Consider the following 21,564-nt stretch of genomic DNA (forward strand, 5'->3'; position numbering starts at 1 on the left):
GCGTAAGGCAATGAAGGATATAGATATTGACATCAGCAAGCTCCCGTCACCTGCCTATCTGGTTGATGAACGGCTGCTGAAGAAGAACCTGGAAACCTTGAATTATGTGCAGGAGAAGACCGGAGCCAAGATTCTTCTGGCGCAAAAAGGGTTTTCGATGCACGCACTGTATCCGCTGGTCGGCAAATACCTGCACGGAGTGACCTCCAGCTCCCTGTTCGAAGCCAGACTTGGGTATGAAGAAATGGGCAAAGAAGTGCATGTCTATGCACCAGCTTACATGGACCGCGAGTTCGACGAGCTGCTCGGCTATACGGACCATATAGTGTTCAATTCTTTTGACCAATGGGCCCGGTTCAAGGAACGGGTGCAGAGTGCACCCAAAGCGATCAGCTGCGGAATCCGCGTCAATCCGGAGTATTCCGAGATTGAAGTGCCGCTGTACGATCCTTGCTACAACTACTCCCGTATGGGTGTAACCCTGCCGAATTTCCGGCCGGAAGAGCTGGACGGCATTGACGGCCTGCATTTCCATACCATGTGCGAGCAGAACTCTGACACCCTGGAGCGTACGCTCAAGGTGGTTGAAGAGAAGTTCGGACAATATCTGCACGGCATGAAATGGCTTAACTTCGGCGGGGGACATCATATTACCCGTCCGGATTATGACCTGGAGACGCTGATCAGAAGCATTCTTCATATGAAAGAAACCTATGACGTGCAGATCTACCTGGAGCCTGGTGAGGCGGTTGCACTGAACACCGGGTATCTGGTAGCAACTGTACTGGACACCATGCGCAATGGGATGGATATCGCCATTTTGGATACTTCGGCAGAATGCCATATGCCGGATGTGCTGGCGATGCCGTACCGTCCGGGTATTATAGGCGCAGGCGAACCGGGGGAGTATCCTTACACATACAGACTCGGCGGCATGACCTGCCTGGCGGGCGATGTCATCGGGGACTATTCCTTCAAGGAGCCGCTCAAGTACGGCGACAAGCTGGTCTTCCTCGACATGGCGCACTATTCCATGGTCAAGAACCATATGTTCAACGGCGTGAACCTGCCGGCCATCGCTTCGTATAACGATGAAGAGGGCCTTAAGGTGATCCGGGAGTTTGAATACAGCGATTTCAGCGGCCGGTTGTCTTAAACGATTATAACGATTATTCAAACAGGACATTCTGATGTACCATGTCAAGTGGTTATCGGAATGTCTTTTTGTGCTTCAAAAAGAAATGGATGTTTCCGGTTATTGTCCGCATCCATCTTGTGCTGTTTCGCTGAATAAATTACCTAGGCTTAATACGATAAAGCTGCCTTAATTATCTATATAAAATATTAATGAATTGAATTGAATTTATACAAAAATATGTAATTGACACTATATTTGTTGTGTACTAGAATGGTCTATATTATCGAATAAAGTATAAATTTAGCAAATATATAATAAATTTATTTGATAACAAAAATTTAAAAGAGATGTAATGCTCAATGAAGTATTCTTGAAAAAGGCTTTAGAACGTTTACTTAATTACAAGGAGGGCGTTTATGAGCAAGTACATATTAGGCTTATGTTTATCAGATCATGATTCTTCCGCATGCTTAATCAAGGATAACCGAATTTTGGTTGCGATCAGCAAAGAAAGACTAACCCGCATAAAACGGCATGGATGCTCTAAAGGTGACTTTGATAATGAAAGCGTTCAATATTGTCTTGACTATGCAGGAATTTCCATTGACGATGTCGATTTAATTGTCCAGAACAGCATTTTTACATACCTCAGCGATCCTGCCTACTATGAAACTCTTCGACACTACAAAGGCAGTCATGATTACAGCGAGCGAATCATTAATATGACACAGCATCCTGTCCTTCCTATTTCGCATCATTTAGCACATGCCTACTCTTCCTACTATTTATCTCCTTTCGATGAAGCAGCGATATTGGTTATTGATTCTATGGGCAATGAAGATCACTCTGTGATGAATTTTTTTCAGGGAGAAGATCGGGAATTTCTGTTATCTTCCGGGTACCGTGCCACCGGAGGGTGGGAGAGGGAATCCGTATACACAGCCAAGGGCGGAATAATTACGCCAATAAGCAAACGTTTCGCACGGGACACACAACCGTATGACAGCTTAATAAAAGGGTTCGGCATCATGTATCATGAGGTCTCGGAATACATATTCGGAGATGGTCACAAAGCGGGGGAGACCATGGGACTTGCTCCTTTCGGCAAAGCCGATTATCCGTTGGGCGCTGTTTCATTTACGGAAGAAGGGTACGCGTTCAATGATCAGTGGCTGAAGCAACTGGATAAGCCGCATCTATCCATGGATCAGTGGAATGACAGATTTGAGGAATTTGCCGGTTTGGCATATCAGGTGCAAACAGAACTTGAAGATTCGCTTATTCACTTGTGCAATCGTATCCACAAAGAGACGGGACTTGATCACCTGTGCTTGGCTGGAGGCATTGCATTGAATAGCGTAACCAACAAGAAAATTCTTGACCGTACGCCGTTCAAATCCGTTTTTATCCCACCGGCTGCCGGCGACAGCGGAATCAGCATCGGCTGCGCGCTTAAAGGGTACCGGGAACTGGGCGGTTCGCCCAAGGAATTTGTTTTTCTCAATGATTATCTGGGGAAGACATATTCCAATGAGGAGATTGTGCAGGCCATAGAGAACTCCGGGCTGCAATTCCGCAAATCCGAGGATATTTGCAAAGAGGTCGCAGGGTACTTGAGCGAAGATCAGATTATCGCCTGGTTTCAGGAAGGAAGCGAATTCGGGCCGAGGGCGCTGGGACACCGCAGTATTCTATGTCAGGCTACAAGTATTGAAATGCGGGATTCCCTGAACGCGAGGGTGAAATTCAGGCAGAGCTTCCGGCCATTCGCCCCGAGTGTCATGGAAGAATATGCTCCTGATTTTTTTGAAATGGATTTCAAAAGTCCATTTATGCTCATGGTCACTGATGTCAAGAAGGATAAAGCTGATGTTGTGCCCGGAATAGTGCATGTAGATGGTACCGCCCGGGTCCAGACTGTGACGGAAGAAGAAAACGGCATTTACTACAGATTGATTAAAGAATATGCCCAGTTAACCGGAATCCCATTGATTCTCAATACTTCGTTCAACGTAAACGGCGAACCGATTGTTGAAACCCCTGCCGATGCTCTGAACTGTTATAAATCTACTAACATAGATATTCTTGTGATTGGTGATTATATCATCAGCAAATAGGTGAAAAATATCACAATTCACCTAATGCCTGCTTGGGAGGAATGGGTTTGGGAGACAAACTGATTTGGGAACCGCATGCCGTATTATTTCCGATGCCTACTGTAATTATCTCTACCGCATACGAGGGGAAAGAAACCGTTGACGCTTGTGCCTGGCTGATGCCGGTAAACCTGGATCCGCCTATGATAGCGCTTGCGCTAAGGCCGAAATATTTATCTTGGGAATATATTAAACAAAGCGGAGAATTTGCAATTAATATCCCTTATGAGAATCAAACGGAATTTACAGATTATTGTGTCAGGACAAGCGGTTACTCCGAGGACAAGCTGCGCGAGACCGGATGCAAAGTGTTTTACGGTAAACACATCAAGGCTCCTCTGTTAAGTGACAGTATAATCAACATGGAATGCGCTATGAAAGAGACTTATGAGATCGGCGGAACACACAGCATTTTTGTCGCCGAGGTTCTGCAAACTTATTTTGATGAGAAGATCGTTGTTGACAGGGACTGCGATAATTTGAACGATGCCGTATCGCTTCAGAATGCCAAAGGCATTGCATATGTAATGGGTGAGTATTGGAATCTAGGACATTGTATAGGTTTAAGGAGTGAGTAGGATGGCAGTAAGCAGCGGATTTCGGCCAACAACCGATGATCTGGTTCTTAGCTCAGGCAATAAAGAGATTTTCATGAACATGTTCATGCAGTTGATGAAAAAAGGGGTGGAATTCAAGCTGAGAGAACCCGTAATCAACTTTGTTGAGCCGGGTGAACTGAACGGTATTCTTGATCGTTTTACAGTCAAGCAAGAAGGCATTGAGCTTGTAGAGCTTCTGAATGACTTTGAGACGCTTGGTAAGTATTCGCTTAATTTCAGTTCCGCGAATTTCCTCGCCCAGCCTGATAGCGGCAATTCAATAGCCGGATTACTGGGGGAAATCGGCAAGGTTTTTTTACAGCAGAATACCGTCAATTATGAATATTCACCTGCAGCGACATTGTTGGAGATTAAACTTCTTACTTTGCTGCGGGGAATTATTGGTTACCAAGTGCTGCCCAATCCGGAACTGCTTGCCGTCAATAGCGGCGGTGCCTTTACTTTTGGAGGTTATGGTTCCAACATGTCCTGCTTGCTGGCTGCAAGAGAGAAACTTAAGGAGAAGTTGAGAGCACAAGGAAAGATATTTAATCCCAGAAGAACAAAGGTAATAGCGGCGGTGCCTTTTGCCCATTATTCGCTGCGCAGAAGCCTGGACATTCTCGGACTGGGCAATAAGGATCTGTCCGATATCCAACTGGCGGAAAATGGGCTTGACCGGGAAGCGACCATTCATGTGGAAACGGAGCATTTCCGCATGAATATCTCTGATTTGGAACGCAAGATTGTGGAAGCGGAGGCGGACGGAACAGATATCATGGCCATCTATGCCATCGCCGGTGAAAGCCGGGCCATGGGATTTGACCAATTAGCGGAGATTGCTGAACTTGCCCGTAAGCATGACATATGGCTGCATGTGGATGCTTGCCAGGGCGGGCAATGTTTGTTTAGTCCTAAACTGAGGAGAACGTTATTGAACGGAATTGAGCAATGCGACAGCATAGCGCTTGATCCGCATAAAGTGTTTTTGTTGCCTTATAATTTAAGTGCTTTCTTTTTAAAAAATCCAAAGGATTTATATTTATTGCCGAAGGGGTCCTCAATTATCAGCAATGAAGATGATTCTTTGGGGAAATTTACTCCCGGGATCGGAAGCAAGGGATTTATATCCCTAAAACTGTATTTCATGCTGAGGCATTGGGGACTGGAGAATGTTGGGCTGGAGATTGACCGGAGGCATGCGCTTGCAATAAGAACCGTTGACATGACCGGACAATTCGAACAGTTGGTAGTACTTAATCCTGAACCACAGCATAACTCCGTCATGCTTATGTATAAAACCCCGGGATACAGGCATGATCATTTGCTTTTTAACCAGGTTAACCAAAAGATTCATAAACGCATGACTGAACAAGGAACGTATATGGTTCACACTTTTCCCAGTATTGATGATGAGTCCGTAATCAGTAGCGACAAGAGCGTGCAATTCTATCCGCTTCGCTTGATGTTTGGAAATCCAAACTCTACGGAAGAGAATATCCTGGGCTGCTTAAAAACCATTATTGATCTTGGAGATGAAATCTTGCGTGAACATAATGTGGAATAAGCCAAAAGTTAGCGTGATTATGCCCGTCTATAACCGTGAGGAAGTTCTCAGCTGCGCCATTGAAAGTGTACTGAACCAAGACTATGCAAAATTTGAACTGATCATTGTCGATGATTGCTCGACTGACGGCACGCCTGAATTAATCAGCAAATATGAAAAGATGGATAAACGTATACGCAGTGTGCGGAATGAAATGAACAGCAGGCTTGCCCCGCAGGAATGGGAGCCGCGTAACGATGGTCTGAGACTGGCCCAAGGTGAATATGTTGCCTATCTGGATTCGGATAATGAATGGTGGCCGTCGTTTATCGGGGATATGTCGAAGGTGCTGGAGATGAACCCGGAGATGCAGCTTGTCCATTGCAACAGTCTTAATTTCTATCCGCCTCAAGTACTCCAGCGTGTTATGGCATCGGATCAGCGAAAACTAGTCTATAGCGGGAATGATTGTGCATGCTTCAGCTGTGAGGAGCTGACCGAAAGCGAATTCGGTGCTGCCGTATATATCGATACCAATGAAATGATGCATAGGGCTTCTGTATTCAGGGAGATCGGCGGCTACTGGAATACTTTCCACCCGAGGCGTAAGGAGATTCAAGCCTACCAAGGCAACCGCTATTTGTATCGAAGACATAATGATCAGGATTTGTTCGAACGCATCTATTACCGTTATTCACGCCAAAGCATATATCATTTAAACAAAATGCTTGTCAATTATTATTATCCCGGTTCCAACCGCACACGTCAGCCGCAATGGTTCGAGCATATTTAGGCATAGGGAAGGAGACACGCCTTGTCAATTCTTGACACTGTAATCGAGAACAGTCTTGAGTCGTTGAACATCGAGCATTTTTATAACGATTACCTGGTTGCGGACAAGCGTACGCCTGTCCATGATATGAGCTTGGGTGAAATTGCAAATGTCCATTATTCCGAAAATCAATATGGTCTGTATAAGCGGTTTCTTACAGAGCATGATTTGCAGAACAAACTGACCAGATATGGGGGGGCTGAAGGAACTCTTGAAACGGTATTAATAACCGCCAAGCATGCAGGAGCGTTAACCGGTTTGTCTGAACTTGACGAAAGGCATATCACATTTTTTGACGGTGCGCAGGATGCCATATCCAATGTCATCTCTTGCACAGTATCGCCGCTTGGCTCCGGCTACCGCAATAAGCAATTTGTTCTTGCAGCCATTCCCTCGTATCCTTATGCTGCATCTATCCTTAATCAGAAGTGCGGCGTGAAACTGTTCCAGGCTTTTTCAGGGGATGAGTTTACCCAAGGGGTCGTAGATTGCATTGATGAAACGGTAGGGGCCATTCTGGTCAATATTCCGCAAAATCCGCTTGGCTACATCCTTACCGCTGATCATGCGGAAAGAATCAACCATGCGGCGCGGTTGCACGATTGCGCAATTATTGTGGATATGGTCTACGCGGGATTTACGGACAAAGGCGATATTCAACAGGCATTAAGCCAATTTGATCCTGAACGGACCATTTATTGCGACAGTTTTTCCAAAATTTTTGGTCTGCCGGGTCTCAGGTTAGGGATGGCCTTCAGTAGAAATCAACAAATTTGCAGTGCGCTGAGAGCCGTTAAGAGCGCCCATTCGCTGCTGCCCAGTGCACTGAAGTATTTGTTTATCGGTTATTTGCTGAAGAATCATCAAGGACTGATCGAAGCGATTCAATCCTCTTTAAGGATGCGGCATCATCTCTTTGCGAGCAGCTTTGAAGCCTTGAACAGCTCAGCCGCCAGGCTGCTTCCTTCTGATAATCATTTGTACCGGTGCATCGATCTGGGGGGGATGTCCATCACTTCGGATAAAGCGTTAAATGAATGGACGTATTCGTTAGAGAAGATGACCGGGGTGAGAGTTACCTCCGGAAGCAAATTTTTTCCAAAAATTAATTTCGTGCAAAATAATAGTTCCAAATATATGTATTGCAGCAGCGGGCTGACCCATAAGCCGTTCTGGCGGATTTCATTAGGGAAAGAACCCGAAATTGAAGCAGTCTCGCAAAAAATATGCAATTTTCTCAGAAACCACTAGAAAGGATCAACAGATGATGGCTGTATATACACATGAGCTTTACAACAGAATTAGCCTGGGTTGGAATCAGGATGAGAAGTTTATTCCGGAAATAGCAGCTAAGTACCAAGAGTATATCACCGAAATATTCTTCTCACCCCCGCTTGCTTTGAAGCTAGGCAACGGTAAGGAGCATTACAAGGAACTGGAACTGGAAGCTTACAGAGAACAATTGACCGAGATTAAAGCTGCGTATCCCCACATTGGCTTAAACATGCTGTACAACTTCTTCTGTATGGGAGATCATTTAAAGCCGGATAAAATCAAGAAATTGCTAGATATTCCGCAAAAATTGGACGTAGGAATTGAGATGCTTTCCGTCTCAAACTTGCTGCTGGCCGAAATTATTATGAAAGAACTTCCCCATATCAAGCTCCATTTATCTGTCAGATTGAACATTGACACGTTCGAAAAAGTCGCATTTCTGGTAGATAAATACGGAGAAGATTCGATTTATTGCATCAATCTGGGCAGAAATTCGGTTTACCAGCTGCCGCTGTTTCAAAAATTAAAGAGGGAATTCCCCGGTATCAAATATAAGATAATCCTCAATGAGTTCTGCACCAGGGATTGTCTGGATTCGGATCTGCACAGCCAAATGAAGGCCCACAACTCATATTTGCACGTCGAACGGTTTCTGTGCGCTTCTTATCAAAAGCATAACTGGTGGCGCTATTTTACAGGCCAAGGTATTCTGCCGAGCGATATCCATCATTGGTTTGGCCAGATGGATATCTTCAAAATATCTTCCAGATGGCTTCCCACAGATCAAATCGCAAAAATTATGGAGTTCTACTTGAATGGCGAGGAAGTCAGCCTGGGAGATATTATCTATACCATTGGTCAAGGCGGCACACGCTTCAGGTATAATCCGGAGTTCATGGCCGAGATTGATGTGGACAGGAAATATCCCCAAGATTATTGGAACCGCCGCTCCAAGTGCAAGTTCAACTGTACTGAGTGCGGCTATTGCAAACAAGTAGCCGACAGCTTTCTTAAAGGGGGGAGCAACAATGGAACGGCTGTTGTCTCATCTTAACTATTTAAAATTGCATGTGCCCTTTTATATGGAGAGAAACCACCGAGCTACTTCCATTGCGGAACTTCCAATAATGACAAAGGACATGATCCGCAAACAATACGGCGAATTCTTCAGTAATGAATTTGCCGAAGTAAAAGATCGCCTGGTTGAGTTTGTGCAGAATCCCGCAATACAAAAAGACCGTACAGACAATGAGCTGTACTTTTCCGAAGATATTATCGTTGAAGAAACTACAGGAACCAGCGGTGTTCCGTTTCGGTGTGCTAAGACCAAGCCGGAACGGGCAGTACTCTCCTTGGGGATCTGGAAGCAGAGACGGCAGGTGGACCGGGAGGTTAGCCCCGGCAATCTTTTTCAATTCAATCATATCGGCAAAGATGCTGATAAATTGGATATTTACAATTATGATCCTGAGAATTTATTGAAAATTTACGGCAAAGTCAAGGATGCAAACGCCCGCTGGCTGCATACTCCACCCAGTACCATTCAGCATCACGTTGTTTCCTTACAAAAAAATAATATTCAGCTTGATCTCCCCAAATTAAAAGTGATCGAGTGCAACGGAGAGTATCTTCGACCGGAGACGAAAAAGATACTTGAGGAATACTTCAATGTTCAGGTCGTCAATCAGTATGGAACAATTGAAACATGGACAATCGGATTAAGCTGTGCCTGCGGCAATTTACATATTAATGAGAATGTATATGTTGAACTGGTTGATGATGACAACAATCCTATCACAAAGCCCCTTGTAACGGGACGGCTACTGTTGACTGCGCTTTCGAATCGGTTGCTACCCTTTACACGCTATCTGTCGGGCGATTACGGATACTTTAATGAAGATACTTGCGGTTGCGGCAATCCTGGCCCAACATTTACAATCCTTGAAGGCCGGGAGATCAATCTGATCAAAGGCTGCAAAGAAAAATTGTACGGAAATGTGTTTTTTCATCAGATGGTTAGAAGAGTGCTTAGAGAGCGGCAGATTCCCGGGCTGGAATATATACAAGTCATTCAATCCAATTTGGACCATTTCAATGTCTATACGAATTATTTTGATGAGGTAGAAGTGTTCATGGAATTATTCGCTTCCGCAGCCTGTCTGTGTATGGAGCGAGACGTTGCCTTTCAGCACAATATTTTAAGCGAGAGTGAAATTGTACGGAAGCAGCGAGAGAAGCCGAATGTATTCATTTGCAGATGTTAGAGATGGGGAATGCCGATGAGTAGAATGAACAGGCTGTTTCCGGACCTGAATTCGTTCAAAGACAGCTTGCTCCAGTGGGGCAGCTGGACGGGCGATTATACTTGGCTCTGCGACAATTCAACACGGGTGTCACAACGACTGCATGAGCTGGGAATTACCCGGTATATGAATGTAGTTATGATGATGCGGAACTCCCCGGCAATGCTTAGTGCAATTCTTGGAGCACTTGCTTGCGATGGAGTTGTTGTTCCCCTCTATCACAACACGCCGGCGCGTTCATTCGAGTTCATCATTCACGAAACGCAGCCCTTTGCTGTTATATTTGACCGGAGTTGCATCGATAAAGAAGTGCTTACGCTTCTCAGAAACAAAGTGCATGCGGTACTTTGTATCGACTTCTGCGAAGGAAGCGGGCAACTGGCCATTGAGGAGATAGCTTCTCCGGCCGGCAGCTTGGCGCCAAGATTGATGGATGAGGATGTATGTGAAATATTGTTCACCTCAGGCTCAACAGGCACTCCCAAGGGTGTGCTGCTCACAGAGGACAATGTTAAGCATTGCGCCACCAGTGTACACACTTATCTGGAATTACAGTCAGCCGACAAAGTTCTCTTGACCAAACCTTTAGCTCACTCATCCGGTATGAATTCCGAATTGTTTGCCGCGTTATCGGTTGGAGCTTCTATTGTAATTGAACCTGAAGTGCTGGTTCTTTCCCGGCTGATCAGAGTAATCAGGAATTATGGAGTCACTGTTTTTTTTACGGTTCCTACATTGCTTGAACTGATAAGGAAAGCGGGGCTATTGCCCCGGTTCAGGGAGACGAAATTGCGGATTATTCACTTTTACGGCGCTCCGGCCGGTCAATCTCTTATCCAGGCTTTGATATCTGAAGTTCCCCAGGCAGAGATTATTTATGGTTATGGAATATCGGAAGCGGCCTCGCGGGTCACATATATCAAGACAAGAGAGCTGGGTCTTCTCACTGGCTCTTCTGGCAAGCCTATCGCAGGAGTGCAAGTGGATATTCAGAGGCCGGATGGAACATCCGCCGAAGCCGGCGAAATCGGTGAGGTTGCTATAGCGGGTCCAACATTGATGAAAGGTTACTTGTCCGAAACAACCGCAGCGCCATTCCGCGCAGGCTGGCTGCTCACCGGGGATATTGGCTGGCTGGACAACGACGGTTATTTGTTTCTTTGCGGGCGTAAAGATGACATGATTATCAAGGCCGGGCTTAATATATATCCAACCGAGATCGAAGAGGTCTTATTGGAGCACGATGATGTTCATCTGGCTTTGGTTAAGGAAGAAAGCGATCACTTGGGAGGCAGCAGAATAGCCGCCTATATAGAAGCTTGCTCTGGACAAATATTGTCCACTGCAGATTTAGTCCGTCATTGCCGGCTAAGACTGGATCATCGCAAAGTGCCGGCGGCCTTTTATTTTGTGGACAAGCTGGAGCGGGGGTTAACCGGTAAAATCAACCGAAAGGGAAGTGGGGGCAATGGCGATGAGATCCGTCCAGCAAGAAGTTTGGAAGTTAATCAAGGAGATTAAACCCGAAATGGATTTACCCGATTCAGCGGCTCCTGATACGGATCTGATGAACAGTCTAGGATTCGATTCCATTCAGTTAATCCAGCTGATAGTGAACTTAGAGACAGCGCTGGATTTTGAATTTGAAGACCAGGATATGTCGATGGAACACTTTTTGAAATTGGAAGATTTAGTTCATTTGGTAGAGCAACGGATCACAGAACAAACCACATTATAAAAACCCCGGAGGTAATAGACATGATTTCGTACATTTTAGAAGGACCCAAAAATATGATACCGGTGGATGCTGAAATTCCGGAGCCGTCCCCGTATGAAGTCCGCATCAAAATAGCTTATACCGGTGTATGCGCCTCGGATATTTCCATCTATCTCGGTAAACGATCGCCGGAAATGTATACGGAAGGCCCAGTATTGCTTGGTCATGAACCATCGGGAGTTATAGACAAGGTAGGGAGCATGGTCACCGGTTTAAGGGTTGGTGACCGTGTTACCTGTATAGGTGTCTGGGGCTGTTTCTCCGAATATGTAGTCACCGAGCCGATGAATGTGTTAAAGCTGCACCCTGATCTTTCTTTAGTTGACAGCAGTATAGTTGAAGTTTTGCCGAGTATAGCGATGACAGCCATGAAAACGGGAATCACGGAATCGAGCGATGTTCTGATCTATGGTCAAGGTTTGACCGGACTGATCATGACCCGACTGGTCCGGTTCTTCGGTTGTAAAAAACTGATCGTTGCCGATTTATATGAAGAAAAGCTGCGGATTGCCAAAGAATTCGGTGCAACTTACTTCATTAATGCTTCTACCGAAAATGTGACAGAGCGAATCAAAGAAATTGTTCCTGAAGGCGTTGATATTGCCATTATTGCCACGCGGGACGGCAATGATGTGGAGAAAGCTATCGACTGGACCAGAATAAGAGGGAAGATCGTTAACTTTGGCGGAATTGGCCCCTGTGACGGATTTGACTACTTTAAACTGCACAGAAAGGGACTTTCTGTGGTTAAAGAAAGTATGAATATTTCAGGTGTATTCGAGCACCGCAAACTATGGCGTGATGCGATGGAGTTGGTCGCCGACGGGATTCTGCCGACACCGCGCCTTCGGACGCATATTTTTCCTATGGATCAATTACAACAAGCTCTCGATTTACGTGCAGAATGCAGTGCCGATGCGATTCATGTGTTGATGGAGAATGAGTGGGCGCGCGAAAAAAGGCTCAACGGAGAATTCTTCTAAGCCTTAATGACAGGGGGATCGGAATGGATCAGCATAAAGGCAATATGATTGCAACTTATAGTGAAAGCCGTCAAGGCAACATTGTTAAAGCCGGGAGCACCAAAGGATTTATGAATCTTGGATATGAACGGTACTCTCTTGAAAAGACAAGCTCCAGACAGAAGCAAATCCAGATGGTTGACCATATTTTCGAATTGCTCAAACCGGAAGTGAATGAAGATATAGCAGATGTGGGCTGTGGTATTGGCGGAGCTATGACGAGGCTTTTAAGTACATTTTCAGTCAAGTCTGTGACCGGTTTCAATATTGATCCGCTGCAGCTTGAAGCGTGCCGAAGCCTGCTGGAAGAATATCGTGTAGTGCAGCGAGCCCATTTGAACGAAGTCAACCTGGAAGAGGAAGGCCTCAGAGGACAACTCTTTGATAAGATATACGGCATTGAAATCTTGACCCATATCCGTAATAAAGAGAAATTTCTACAGCATTTATACAATGGAATCAAACCTGGCGGCAGACTGGTTTTGGCTTACACCACGTTGGCAAGGCCGTTTCATGAATTCCGGGGTGAAGATCAGGAGTTTATGCTGAAGATCGGAGAGTACTTCAAAGAGACACCGGAGGACTTTCTGACGGAACGGGATTATAAAGAATTGCTAAATGACGTAGGCTTTCGCGAAGAAAAGACAGTCAATGTTTCGGATCATGTCTTCCCACACCGGCACGCCCATATGGCTAAAACTTATGCACAGCTGAATTCCAAGAACCTGATTGTCAAAACAGTGAGTTCGTATTATTGGAAGAACAAAGAACGGTGCGATATCGATTATCTGAATACGTTCCTTAAAGATCAAATAGCGAAGCATCAATGCAGGATGTACGAGTATTATTTGACCGCTTGGAGGAAATAAACGACGAATATCGCCGGGATAACCGCATAAGTCGAAAAATAAGGGGGTTTCGTAATGGACTTGGATTTACTCTTAATCTCTCCTCCGTATTGGGATTTTTACTCTCCCTTTCTGGCTTTGCCGAGTTTGAGCGGATTTCTGCGTTCCAAAGGATTCGCTGTACGGCAGCTTGATTTGAATATTGTTCATTTCAACCGGATGATCGATAAGCAGGGGTACGCCATTCTTAAAGAACTGCAAAATAATGATGTTTATGACGGTCTGGACACTGCATATAAAAATGTGTTCAAAGCAAACGATGCAAAAGAGTTTACCAGAAAGAGTGCCTTTATACAGCCGGGACAATTAAGCGGACAATTTCTCAAGAAAAATTTCTATCAATTTACATTGGATGAAATTAATTTTTTGGATGGCATTTTTCATTATATTTATTTTAATCAGCTGTATAAAAAGAACTATTGGAATAAATTAATGGAGTTTGAACTGGACAGTATTATGGAGGAGGTTAGCAGCGAGCTGTTAACGGACACCTTGCTTGGCAACGGATGCATGACGTTGATTCAGCAAGGGCTTCGGCTGATCGGATTTTCCAGTACCAGCTTCGATCAATTCATTGTTTCCTGCATTTACGCCAGGATGATTAAAAGGATACACCCTGAGGTAAAAATTGTATTTGGCGGCAGCTACATCCCTGTGCTTATGAAGACGGTGCGCCCTGACAAACAGAGAAAGATCTTCGATTTATGTGATTATATAGTAAACGGAGAAGGAGAAACCGCCCTGGAGTTAATTATTCAGCACACCTCCAATGGACAAGGCGAATTAGCGGATATTCCTAATCTTTGCTTTATGGACTCTTCGGGACAGGTTGTTCATAATGCGGCTAAATTTGAAAATTTTCAACAGCTGCCGGAACCTGACTTCAACGATTTGGATTTTGAATTATACTTGATGCCTGAAATTATGCTTCCCTATCAGAGCTCACGCGGTTGTTTTTGGGGCCACTGTACATTTTGCGACCATGATGCCAATTACCGGTATAATTTTAGAAGCAAAACTGCTGAGACGGTTGTAGAAAATTTAGCTGCTTTGAAAAAAAAATATAACAACCAACATATACAATTTGTCGATGAAGCAATTAAACCGGAGAAACTGAAGGAAATTGTAGCGGAGATGGAAGAACGTGAATTGAACTCGTTGGATTGGATGTATTACTCCCGGATCAGCGGGGAATATACGGATGATCTTGTACAGAGAGCCAAAGCTTTAGGTTGCCGGCTGGTTTTGTTTGGCGTAGAAACGTTTAATTTGCGGCTTATAAAAATGATTCGTAAAGGCATTTCCGAGAAAAACATATCCAAAAATTTAAGTATGTTTAGTAAATTTGGAATTAAGAATATAATATGGATGATTTGTGGGTTTCCTTCACAAAGGGAAGAAGAGATATGGTATGATATTGATAAACTTAAGGAAAATTCACCCAATTTAAAGGGGGTTTTCGCCGGTTTGTACCGCTTGGAACGCAACTGCGATATGTACAGTGCACCGGAAAAATTCAATATCATTGATTCTGACCCGGATAATCCGTACATCTTCAAATCGCATTACAACGGTGAACTGATCGATCAAAACCAAATCTTCTCTCTTTACAAACAGGAATATGCTCCGCTTGTGAGTGAGCTTTCCCGCTCTCACAACAGATATATTATCTATTTTCGCCAGGAGGAACAGGATAAGTCAATGGAAAGGGGCTTGTCCAAATGAATGTAGCGCTCTGGCATTATACCAATGAGAATGACAAGTCTACGTATATGCCTCTTGGAATTCGTTATCTTAAATCTTATGCCGAACAATATTGTGAACAATATCACAATGTTACGATAATCGAACGGCTTCACGAGTTGACGGATGATGTGGATGTTGTGGCTATATCCTGCATGTCGCAAGATTTTGAACTTTTAAAGGAGCAGTTACAGGAGATTCGGAAACGGGTGCGGGACATTGTTCTGGGGGGATATCATATTTCCTTAATGCCGGAAACGCTTCCGGAGGAAATTGCTGTTGGCGTAAGATTTGAAGGAGAAGAAACCTTCAGAGAGATTCTGGATATTAGAGCCAGGAACGGTTCCTTGTTGCCTGAGTACTTAAGTGATGTCAAGGGAATTGTATACCGCAATAAAGGAAACGTGCAGATCAATCCCTTGCGTGAGCCGATCAAGAAAATGGAAACGGTCCCTTTTCCCGACAGAACCTCTTTAATGAAACCGTGGTGGCAAAAGAAACAAAACCTGTTTTCCTCACGGGGTTGCCCTTTTAAATGTGTATTCTGCTCTTCCACCAATTTCTGGAGCCGGTTTAGAAGATTCAGCGCAGAGTATGTGGTTGACGAGATTTCTGCCATCCTAAGAGACTTCCCAGACACTCAGGAAATCACTTTCGTGGATGATTTGTTTACCGCTGACCGAAAACGACTGCGTAACATTATCAGTCTTATGGAAGAACGCAATATTCTGGGAAAATTGCTTATCAACATCTCTATCCGTGCAGATCAGGTAGATGATGAAATGTGCCAGCTGCTTAAGGTGTTGAATGCCAATTTCATTTATTTCGGTATGGAGTCTGCGAGCCCCCGTATTCTGAATTACCTCAAGAAAGGCACTTTAACCGTGCCTCAGATACAGAATGCACTTGATTTACTTTACCGGAACGGCATTCCCATCAGTGCCTCAATCATTGTCGGTTCTCCTGGAGAGACTGAAGAAGATCTGCGGATGACCTATGATTTTGTTGTCAGGAATATGCGTGAAGGAAAGCTGAATGAAGTGGCTGCGAACATTTTGTCTCCGATGCCTGGTACGGAGCTCTGGGAGGAGGGCAAGACAAGGGGGATCATACAGGAGCCTGTAGAGTGGAACCGTATGCTTTATTATGGATATACGCATACTGAGAAGTTCTATAATAGGCCCTTTCAGGAATGGGTCAAACTAAGAAGCCAGAACGACAGCTTTTATTTGAATGATGAGATGATGTCTCAGCACCGGCTCTATGAAATTATGCTGGAATACGATGTGCAGATCAAAAAGATATTTGTTGAACGGATCTACCGAAAATATCGGGTTCTTATCGAAAATACTCTTGCGCAGCTCCAGCCGGGCCGGAAATTGATTGTGTATCACGTGAATGAAATTTCATATGCACTGGTCCATCTTCTAAGAGAACAGAACTTTGAGGTCTCCTATGTAATAACGGATGATGATGAGATGAACTATACATACCTGTCTGATGTACCGGTGCTTCAATCCGGACAATGGTCCCGAATTAAGGATGACCACATTGTAATCAGCTGCAGCGAAAAAGACTCCGTTGAAGTAGAACACTTTACAGAGAAAAAAAAGCTGGACCTGATCAATTTAATGGCAGTAACACTCCGGGTAGGAGGGGAAAAGGTTGTTGAAGCAGAGTGAAAATAAGGCGGGGTCTTCCTGGAAAGTGCTCATCTCCCTGTTGCAAATCAACAGAAAATTATGGCCACAGTATGTATTTTTAATCATTTGTATTATTTTGGCCGCTGGAATTGATGTGGCGGGAACGGAAGTGTTCAGACGCATGATTTCGGCCGCTACCGCCAGAAATATGGAGGCTCTGCGGGAGTCCTTATTGCTAGCCGGAGGAATTATAGCGGGAACTGTAATTCTAGGGTCCTGTGCTTCCCTGCTCACGGAATTTGTAAATTACAAATCTTCGGTTCATCTGGAATCTTTAATGGTTCAAAAATTACTTCATATCAATATTGCCTACCATAAAAATTACCACTCCGGAGACCTGGTGAAGAGGGTAAGCGACAATGCACGCAACGGCCAAATCGCACTGAACAATAATCTGATGGATGGTTTTCGGGTATTTGCAGTTATCGTTCTAAATCTGGTGTATTTGAGCGCTATTAATAGCCTGTTTACCGTTAGCTGCCTTGTTGTCGCGCTGCTTCTTCCCTTCGCTCTAAAATACTTGTCCCGAAAATTAAATGTCATTTATGGGCGTAAGCTCAATGCCGAATCGGCGCTGAATGCATTCACGCAGGAGTGTATTGACGGCGCCGAGGTGGTCCGTACCACCTCGCTGGGGGAACGGACGGATTCAATCTTCCACAGCAAATATGCGGAATTCATGAAATGGGCCAAAAAAGGGATCTGGTTTGAGTCGCTAACGAATCAGGTGAACTTTTTTATCCGTATCGGCGGCATGATCTTCATCATTGGCTACGGCGGTGTTCTCGTCAAGCAGGAGATCATTGGTGTCAGCAGCGTTGTGGCCTTTATTCTCGTATTCTGGAGAATGCTTAATCCGATATCCAATGCTATGGTGATGTGGCCCAAATTTCAAAATTCGTTAAGTCAATTGTCCCGTGCTTTGGAGATTTTTGAAATAGAGGAAGAACGCGGCATACCTAATGGCAATGAAATACTGTCCCGAAACAATAGTGAGCCGGAGATGGTACAATTCTCCAATGTAAGCTTTGCTTATTCTCCAGGTAGAGTTGTGCTCGACACCATTTCTTTTACGGTGAAAGCAGGCACTGTTACCGCAATCGTTGGCCCGAGCGGAAGCGGAAAAAGTACAATACTTCAGTTACTCCTCGGGTTTCTGCAACCGGTGTCAGGAGAGATCAGGATTGGTTCCGCATTGCAGGCGGAGCATGATATCTTGCAATGGCGAAGCGATATTGCTTATATCAGCCAGGAAATGTATGTATTCTCCGGGACTTTCTTTGAGAACATTGCTTTGGGTAAGCTTGATGCTACCTTGGGAGAGGTTATGGATGCAGCCCAAAAAGTAAATATGCACGATATGATCATGAGTACGCCTGAAGGCTATGGTACCTTGATCGGTGAAGGCGGGCTGACACTTTCCGGGGGAGAGTGTCAGCGAATCTCCATTGCCCGGGCTCTGATGAAGCAGGCCTCCATCTTTGTAATGGATGAACCTACCTCTGCGCTGGATGGAGAGAATGAGGCGGCTATCTTCCGGGAATTTAAGAACATGATTAAGAGTAAGACGCTAATTATTGTCAGCCATAAGCCGTTGCGGTTGGAGCAGGTGGACCAATACTTGTATCTGGACCATGGACAGATTGTAGAACAGGGAACTTATGAGCAGTTGATTGCCCGGAAGGGCAAATACTATAACCTGCTAAACGGATATGCAGAGGAGCATGATATCGCATGAAGCATATAGGAGCCTCCATTTTCTTGAGAGTATTCACTTATGTGAAGAACGGCAAAAACCTGCTGCTGTTTGGCCTGGTTTTATTGATGGTTGATGTCGCATTTAATATCGGTATAGCCAAGGTTCAGCAGTCCTTTTTGGATGTTCTGAATCAAGGCGATTTCAAGCGATTATCCTTCTATCTGATTGCGTTTTCCATCTGCTTCTTGCTTGCGATGATTCTTACCTTTGTGGGCTATTTCTTCAGAGAATATTCTTTTTCTTTGATGACAAGAAATTTCCAGTTTGACACCTTCTCGATGGTAAACAAGTTGCCTTATGAAGAGCTCAAGGGACGGCACTCCGGGGATTTGATATCCCGCGCCTCCTATGATGTCCAAGACTGCTGCAGACATTTAAAAGACGGGCTCTTCGGGATTTTTGAGAACGCACTGCAGTTTGCTGTTGCTTTGACCTATTTGTGCTTTATCAATTTTCCGCTGGCCGTTGCTGTGGCTATTACGGGCGTCCTTATCTTTTTTATCAGCAATATATTTAATCCCAAGCTCCGGAAAATGTCTTCGGAAATATATAACAAGGAGTCTGATATCAAGAATTTAATTAAAGAAATGGCGCAAGGAATTTCCGTAGTGAAAGCTTACGGGCTGCAAAGCTATTTCGAAGAGAAGTACGCAAAGTTTAGAAGGGATACTTATCTGTTATACAGGAAAAGCATACTCACCAATGTGTTTATGCAGCAACTCCTGAATATTATGAGGGAATCGGTCTGGATCATAGGTGTATTTCTGATCTGTTTTTCCGCAATAAACGGAGAAATGACGGTTGGCCTTGTGCTTACCTTTACGTTGCTGATGAGTCAGGTTTTGTGGCCGTTTGTAATTATCGCAGATCGCTGGAGAACACTGAATAACAGCTACGGATCTGCATATCGGGCACTGGATCTTGCTTCCTCTGGACCATATTCGCATTCGGAGAAGATAGAAGACACAATTCGATTATTACCTGCAGAGGAAGACATTGCCGTCTTATTGCGCAATGTATCGTTTAAGCCGGACAAAAGCGTCGAAGAGCCGCTGTTTGAATCTTTTGATCTTGAAATCCGCCGAGGCGAAAAGGTTGCCATCGTTGGAGCAAGCGGTTCAGGGAAGAGCTCCCTGCTGAAATTGATAACCGGTCTGTACCGGCATGACAGCGGAATAATAAAGATCTTTGATAAGCAGGTTGACGGAACTTCTGAAGTAAAGGATTTTTATTCTTATGTTCCACAGCATAATTACTTGTTTACAGGAACAATCAGCGAGAATATATCCTTCGGAGCGAATTCCTTTGATGATGACCATATCAAACGCGCTGCTGAAGCAGCCAATGCGGATGAGTTTATTTCCCGGCTTGAGCAGGGGTACAGCACTCCCGTCAAAGAGGGGGGAGCTACACTATCCGGCGGACAAAAACAGCGGATTGCCATTGCAAGGGCAATGTTAAAGAATGCCCCGTTGCTTATTTTAGATGAAGCTACATCTTCTTTGGATCGCAGGAATGTGATGAAAATTCAACGCTTACTGGAAAACTTGCCAACAGAAACAACGTGTATCTTTGTGACGCATTCCCCTGCTTCCCTGTCCTTTGTGGATCGGATTGTCATACTGGAGAAAGGAAGGATAGCAGCCTCCGGAAATGTTGAAGAATTAACACAGCGAAATCTTCTGTATCAGGAGTTATTTAACTCCGCCGAAGTATGAATGGAATCTAATTATTTGCGCTATTATGGAGGGGAATATAAATGAAAACCAAGCTAGACGAGCTGTCTCTTGAGGCAAAGAAAGCTATACTACAGGCGGAGAGTCTTGCCGAACTGAATGAGTTGCGGGTGAAATATTTCGGAAAGAAAGGACTCATTACCGAGATTTCCAAAAAAATGAACACCCTCAGCCCGGTAGACAGACCCATAATCGGCATGATGGTTAATTCGGTCAGAGAATCTATAAAAGATCAGCTGAACGAGAAATCCAAAGAAATTGAGCAGGGAATACTAAAAGAACAATTGGCTAAGGAAACCATTGATGTTACACTGCCGGGAAATCCGGCTCCTATAGGCTCGGTTCATCCGCTCAGCAAGGTTACGCAGGAGCTAGAGGATATCTTTATTGGCATGGGATATTCCGTCGAGGAAGGCCCCGAAATAGAGAGGGATTACTATAACTTTGAAGCACTGAATCTTCCCAAGGATCATCCGGCTCGGGATATGCAGGATACATTCTATATTACGGAAGAGATTTTGCTGCGATCCCATACTTCCCCGGTGCAGATAAGAACTATGGAGCGAATGAAAGGTCAGGTTCCGGTTAAAATTATTTGCCCGGGGAAAGTATACCGCCGCGACGATGATGTCACCCATTCCCATCTGTTCACACAGATTGAGGGGTTGGTGATTGACCGCCATATCAGAATGAGCGACCTGAAGGGAACCCTGCTTCAATTTGTGCAGAAGATGTTTGGGACTCAAACGCAAATCCGGTTGCGGCCCAGTTATTTTCCGTTCACGGAGCCCAGTGCGGAAGTGGATATATCCTGTATGTTCTGCGGTCAGGCAGGGTGCAGAATTTGCAAAAACAGCGGGTGGATCGAAGTGCTTGGCTCAGGAATGGTACATCCGAATGTATTGGAAATGTCAGGATACGATTCAACCCAATACAGCGGGTTTGCATTTGGGATCGGTGTAGAGCGGATAGCGATGCTTAAATATGGTGTGAACGATATCCGCAACTTCTACACCAATGATTTACGGTTATTGACACAATTTAATCATATATAACCCGTCGTTTAT

Annotated in this window: 17 protein-coding genes; all 17 read left to right on the top strand. The window is 44.7% G+C overall.

All coding sequences use genetic code 11. From position 1 onward, the window contains the following. Positions 1 to 19 precede the first annotated feature (19 nt). The 17 genes from nspC to pheS all read left to right on the top strand — a co-directional run bounded on the left by nspC (position 20) and on the right by pheS (position 21,552). Positions 20 to 1,156 (top strand): carboxynorspermidine decarboxylase, encoded by a 1,137-nt coding sequence (gene nspC / locus PGRAT_RS10850; protein ID WP_025705620.1) that lies wholly within the window; start codon positions 20 to 22, stop codon positions 1,154 to 1,156. A gap of 398 nt (positions 1,157 to 1,554) precedes the next feature. After that, entirely contained in the window at positions 1,555 to 3,255 is a 1,701-nt protein-coding gene (locus tag PGRAT_RS10855) for a carbamoyltransferase family protein (RefSeq protein ID WP_025705619.1), read from the top strand. A 47-nt stretch (positions 3,256 to 3,302) separates the two neighbouring features. Continuing rightward, the gene (locus tag PGRAT_RS10860) at positions 3,303 to 3,872 is read left to right on the top strand and encodes a flavin reductase family protein (RefSeq protein ID WP_025705618.1); all 570 of its coding nucleotides are present in this window, start codon (positions 3,303 to 3,305) and stop codon (positions 3,870 to 3,872) included. 1 nt (position 3,873) lies between these two features. Beyond that, entirely contained in the window at positions 3,874 to 5,460 is a 1,587-nt protein-coding gene (locus PGRAT_RS10865; RefSeq protein WP_025705617.1) for a pyridoxal phosphate-dependent decarboxylase family protein, read from the top strand. After that, the gene (locus PGRAT_RS31560; protein ID WP_025705615.1) at positions 5,450 to 6,232 is read left to right on the top strand and encodes a glycosyltransferase family 2 protein; all 783 of its coding nucleotides are present in this window, start codon (positions 5,450 to 5,452) and stop codon (positions 6,230 to 6,232) included. Before PGRAT_RS10865 ends, PGRAT_RS31560 begins: the two co-directional genes overlap by 11 nt. Positions 6,233 to 6,253: 21 nt before the next feature. Beyond that, positions 6,254 to 7,522, top strand: coding sequence for a pyridoxal phosphate-dependent aminotransferase (locus tag PGRAT_RS10875; protein WP_025705614.1), 1,269 nt, complete (start codon positions 6,254 to 6,256; stop codon positions 7,520 to 7,522). Next, positions 7,476 to 8,600 carry a hypothetical protein gene (locus PGRAT_RS10880; protein ID WP_155990389.1) on the top strand — a complete coding sequence of 375 codons (1,125 nt, stop codon included), beginning with the start codon at positions 7,476 to 7,478 and terminating at the stop codon, positions 8,598 to 8,600. The genes PGRAT_RS10875 and PGRAT_RS10880 overlap by 47 nt, the downstream gene beginning before the upstream one ends. Continuing rightward, positions 8,575 to 9,810: a phenylacetate--CoA ligase family protein gene (locus PGRAT_RS10885; protein ID WP_025705612.1), complete on the top strand. Its 1,236-nt coding sequence runs from the start codon at positions 8,575 to 8,577 to the stop codon at positions 9,808 to 9,810. The genes PGRAT_RS10880 and PGRAT_RS10885 overlap by 26 nt, the downstream gene beginning before the upstream one ends. A 15-nt stretch (positions 9,811 to 9,825) precedes the next feature. Further along, positions 9,826 to 11,370 (top strand): class I adenylate-forming enzyme family protein, encoded by a 1,545-nt coding sequence (locus PGRAT_RS10890; protein ID WP_025705611.1) that lies wholly within the window; start codon positions 9,826 to 9,828, stop codon positions 11,368 to 11,370. Positions 11,371 to 11,377: 7 nt separating this feature from the next. Next, positions 11,378 to 11,587, top strand: coding sequence for an acyl carrier protein (locus PGRAT_RS10895; protein ID WP_025705610.1), 210 nt, complete (start codon positions 11,378 to 11,380; stop codon positions 11,585 to 11,587). Positions 11,588 to 11,607: 20 nt separating this feature from the next. Then, positions 11,608 to 12,609, top strand: a complete 1,002-nt coding sequence (locus tag PGRAT_RS10900; RefSeq protein WP_025705609.1) for a zinc-dependent alcohol dehydrogenase — start codon at positions 11,608 to 11,610, stop codon at positions 12,607 to 12,609. Positions 12,610 to 12,632: 23 nt separating this feature from the next. Next, positions 12,633 to 13,517: an SAM-dependent methyltransferase gene (locus PGRAT_RS10905; RefSeq protein ID WP_025705608.1), complete on the top strand. Its 885-nt coding sequence runs from the start codon at positions 12,633 to 12,635 to the stop codon at positions 13,515 to 13,517. A 54-nt stretch (positions 13,518 to 13,571) separates the two neighbouring features. Then, the gene (locus PGRAT_RS10910) at positions 13,572 to 15,281 is read left to right on the top strand and encodes a B12-binding domain-containing radical SAM protein (RefSeq protein WP_025705607.1); all 1,710 of its coding nucleotides are present in this window, start codon (positions 13,572 to 13,574) and stop codon (positions 15,279 to 15,281) included. Further along, entirely contained in the window at positions 15,278 to 16,981 is a 1,704-nt protein-coding gene (locus PGRAT_RS10915; protein WP_025705606.1) for a B12-binding domain-containing radical SAM protein, read from the top strand. Before PGRAT_RS10910 ends, PGRAT_RS10915 begins: the two co-directional genes overlap by 4 nt. After that, complete coding sequence (locus PGRAT_RS31565; RefSeq protein ID WP_025705605.1) at positions 16,965 to 18,740, top strand: ABC transporter ATP-binding protein; 1,776 nt, start codon at positions 16,965 to 16,967, stop codon at positions 18,738 to 18,740. The genes PGRAT_RS10915 and PGRAT_RS31565 overlap by 17 nt, the downstream gene beginning before the upstream one ends. 41 nt (positions 18,741 to 18,781) lie before the next feature. Further along, positions 18,782 to 20,479, top strand: coding sequence for an ABC transporter ATP-binding protein (locus PGRAT_RS31570; protein ID WP_162165076.1), 1,698 nt, complete (start codon positions 18,782 to 18,784; stop codon positions 20,477 to 20,479). A 41-nt stretch (positions 20,480 to 20,520) separates the two neighbouring features. Further along, positions 20,521 to 21,552, top strand: a complete 1,032-nt coding sequence (gene pheS, locus PGRAT_RS10930; RefSeq protein ID WP_025705603.1) for a phenylalanine--tRNA ligase subunit alpha — start codon at positions 20,521 to 20,523, stop codon at positions 21,550 to 21,552. Positions 21,553 to 21,564: the final 12 nt, after the last annotated feature.

Source organism: Paenibacillus graminis, from assembly GCF_000758705.1.
Classification (GTDB): domain Bacteria; phylum Bacillota; class Bacilli; order Paenibacillales; family Paenibacillaceae; genus Paenibacillus_AQ; species Paenibacillus_AQ graminis.

Coding starts and splice junctions, on each gene's coding strand:
- PGRAT_RS10855 (WP_025705619.1), top strand. CDS start 1,555: ATGAGCAAGTACATATTAGGCTTATGTTTATCAGATCATGATTCTTCC.
- PGRAT_RS10865 (WP_025705617.1), top strand. CDS start 3,874: ATGGCAGTAAGCAGCGGATTTCGGCCAACAACCGATGATCTGGTTCTT.
- PGRAT_RS31560 (WP_025705615.1), top strand. CDS start 5,450: ATGTGGAATAAGCCAAAAGTTAGCGTGATTATGCCCGTCTATAACCGT.
- PGRAT_RS10885 (WP_025705612.1), top strand. CDS start 8,575: ATGGAACGGCTGTTGTCTCATCTTAACTATTTAAAATTGCATGTGCCC.
- PGRAT_RS10890 (WP_025705611.1), top strand. CDS start 9,826: ATGAGTAGAATGAACAGGCTGTTTCCGGACCTGAATTCGTTCAAAGAC.
- PGRAT_RS10895 (WP_025705610.1), top strand. CDS start 11,378: ATGGATTTACCCGATTCAGCGGCTCCTGATACGGATCTGATGAACAGT.
- PGRAT_RS10900 (WP_025705609.1), top strand. CDS start 11,608: ATGATTTCGTACATTTTAGAAGGACCCAAAAATATGATACCGGTGGAT.
- PGRAT_RS10905 (WP_025705608.1), top strand. CDS start 12,633: ATGGATCAGCATAAAGGCAATATGATTGCAACTTATAGTGAAAGCCGT.
- PGRAT_RS10910 (WP_025705607.1), top strand. CDS start 13,572: ATGGACTTGGATTTACTCTTAATCTCTCCTCCGTATTGGGATTTTTAC.
- PGRAT_RS10915 (WP_025705606.1), top strand. CDS start 15,278: ATGAATGTAGCGCTCTGGCATTATACCAATGAGAATGACAAGTCTACG.
- pheS (WP_025705603.1), top strand. CDS start 20,521: ATGAAAACCAAGCTAGACGAGCTGTCTCTTGAGGCAAAGAAAGCTATA.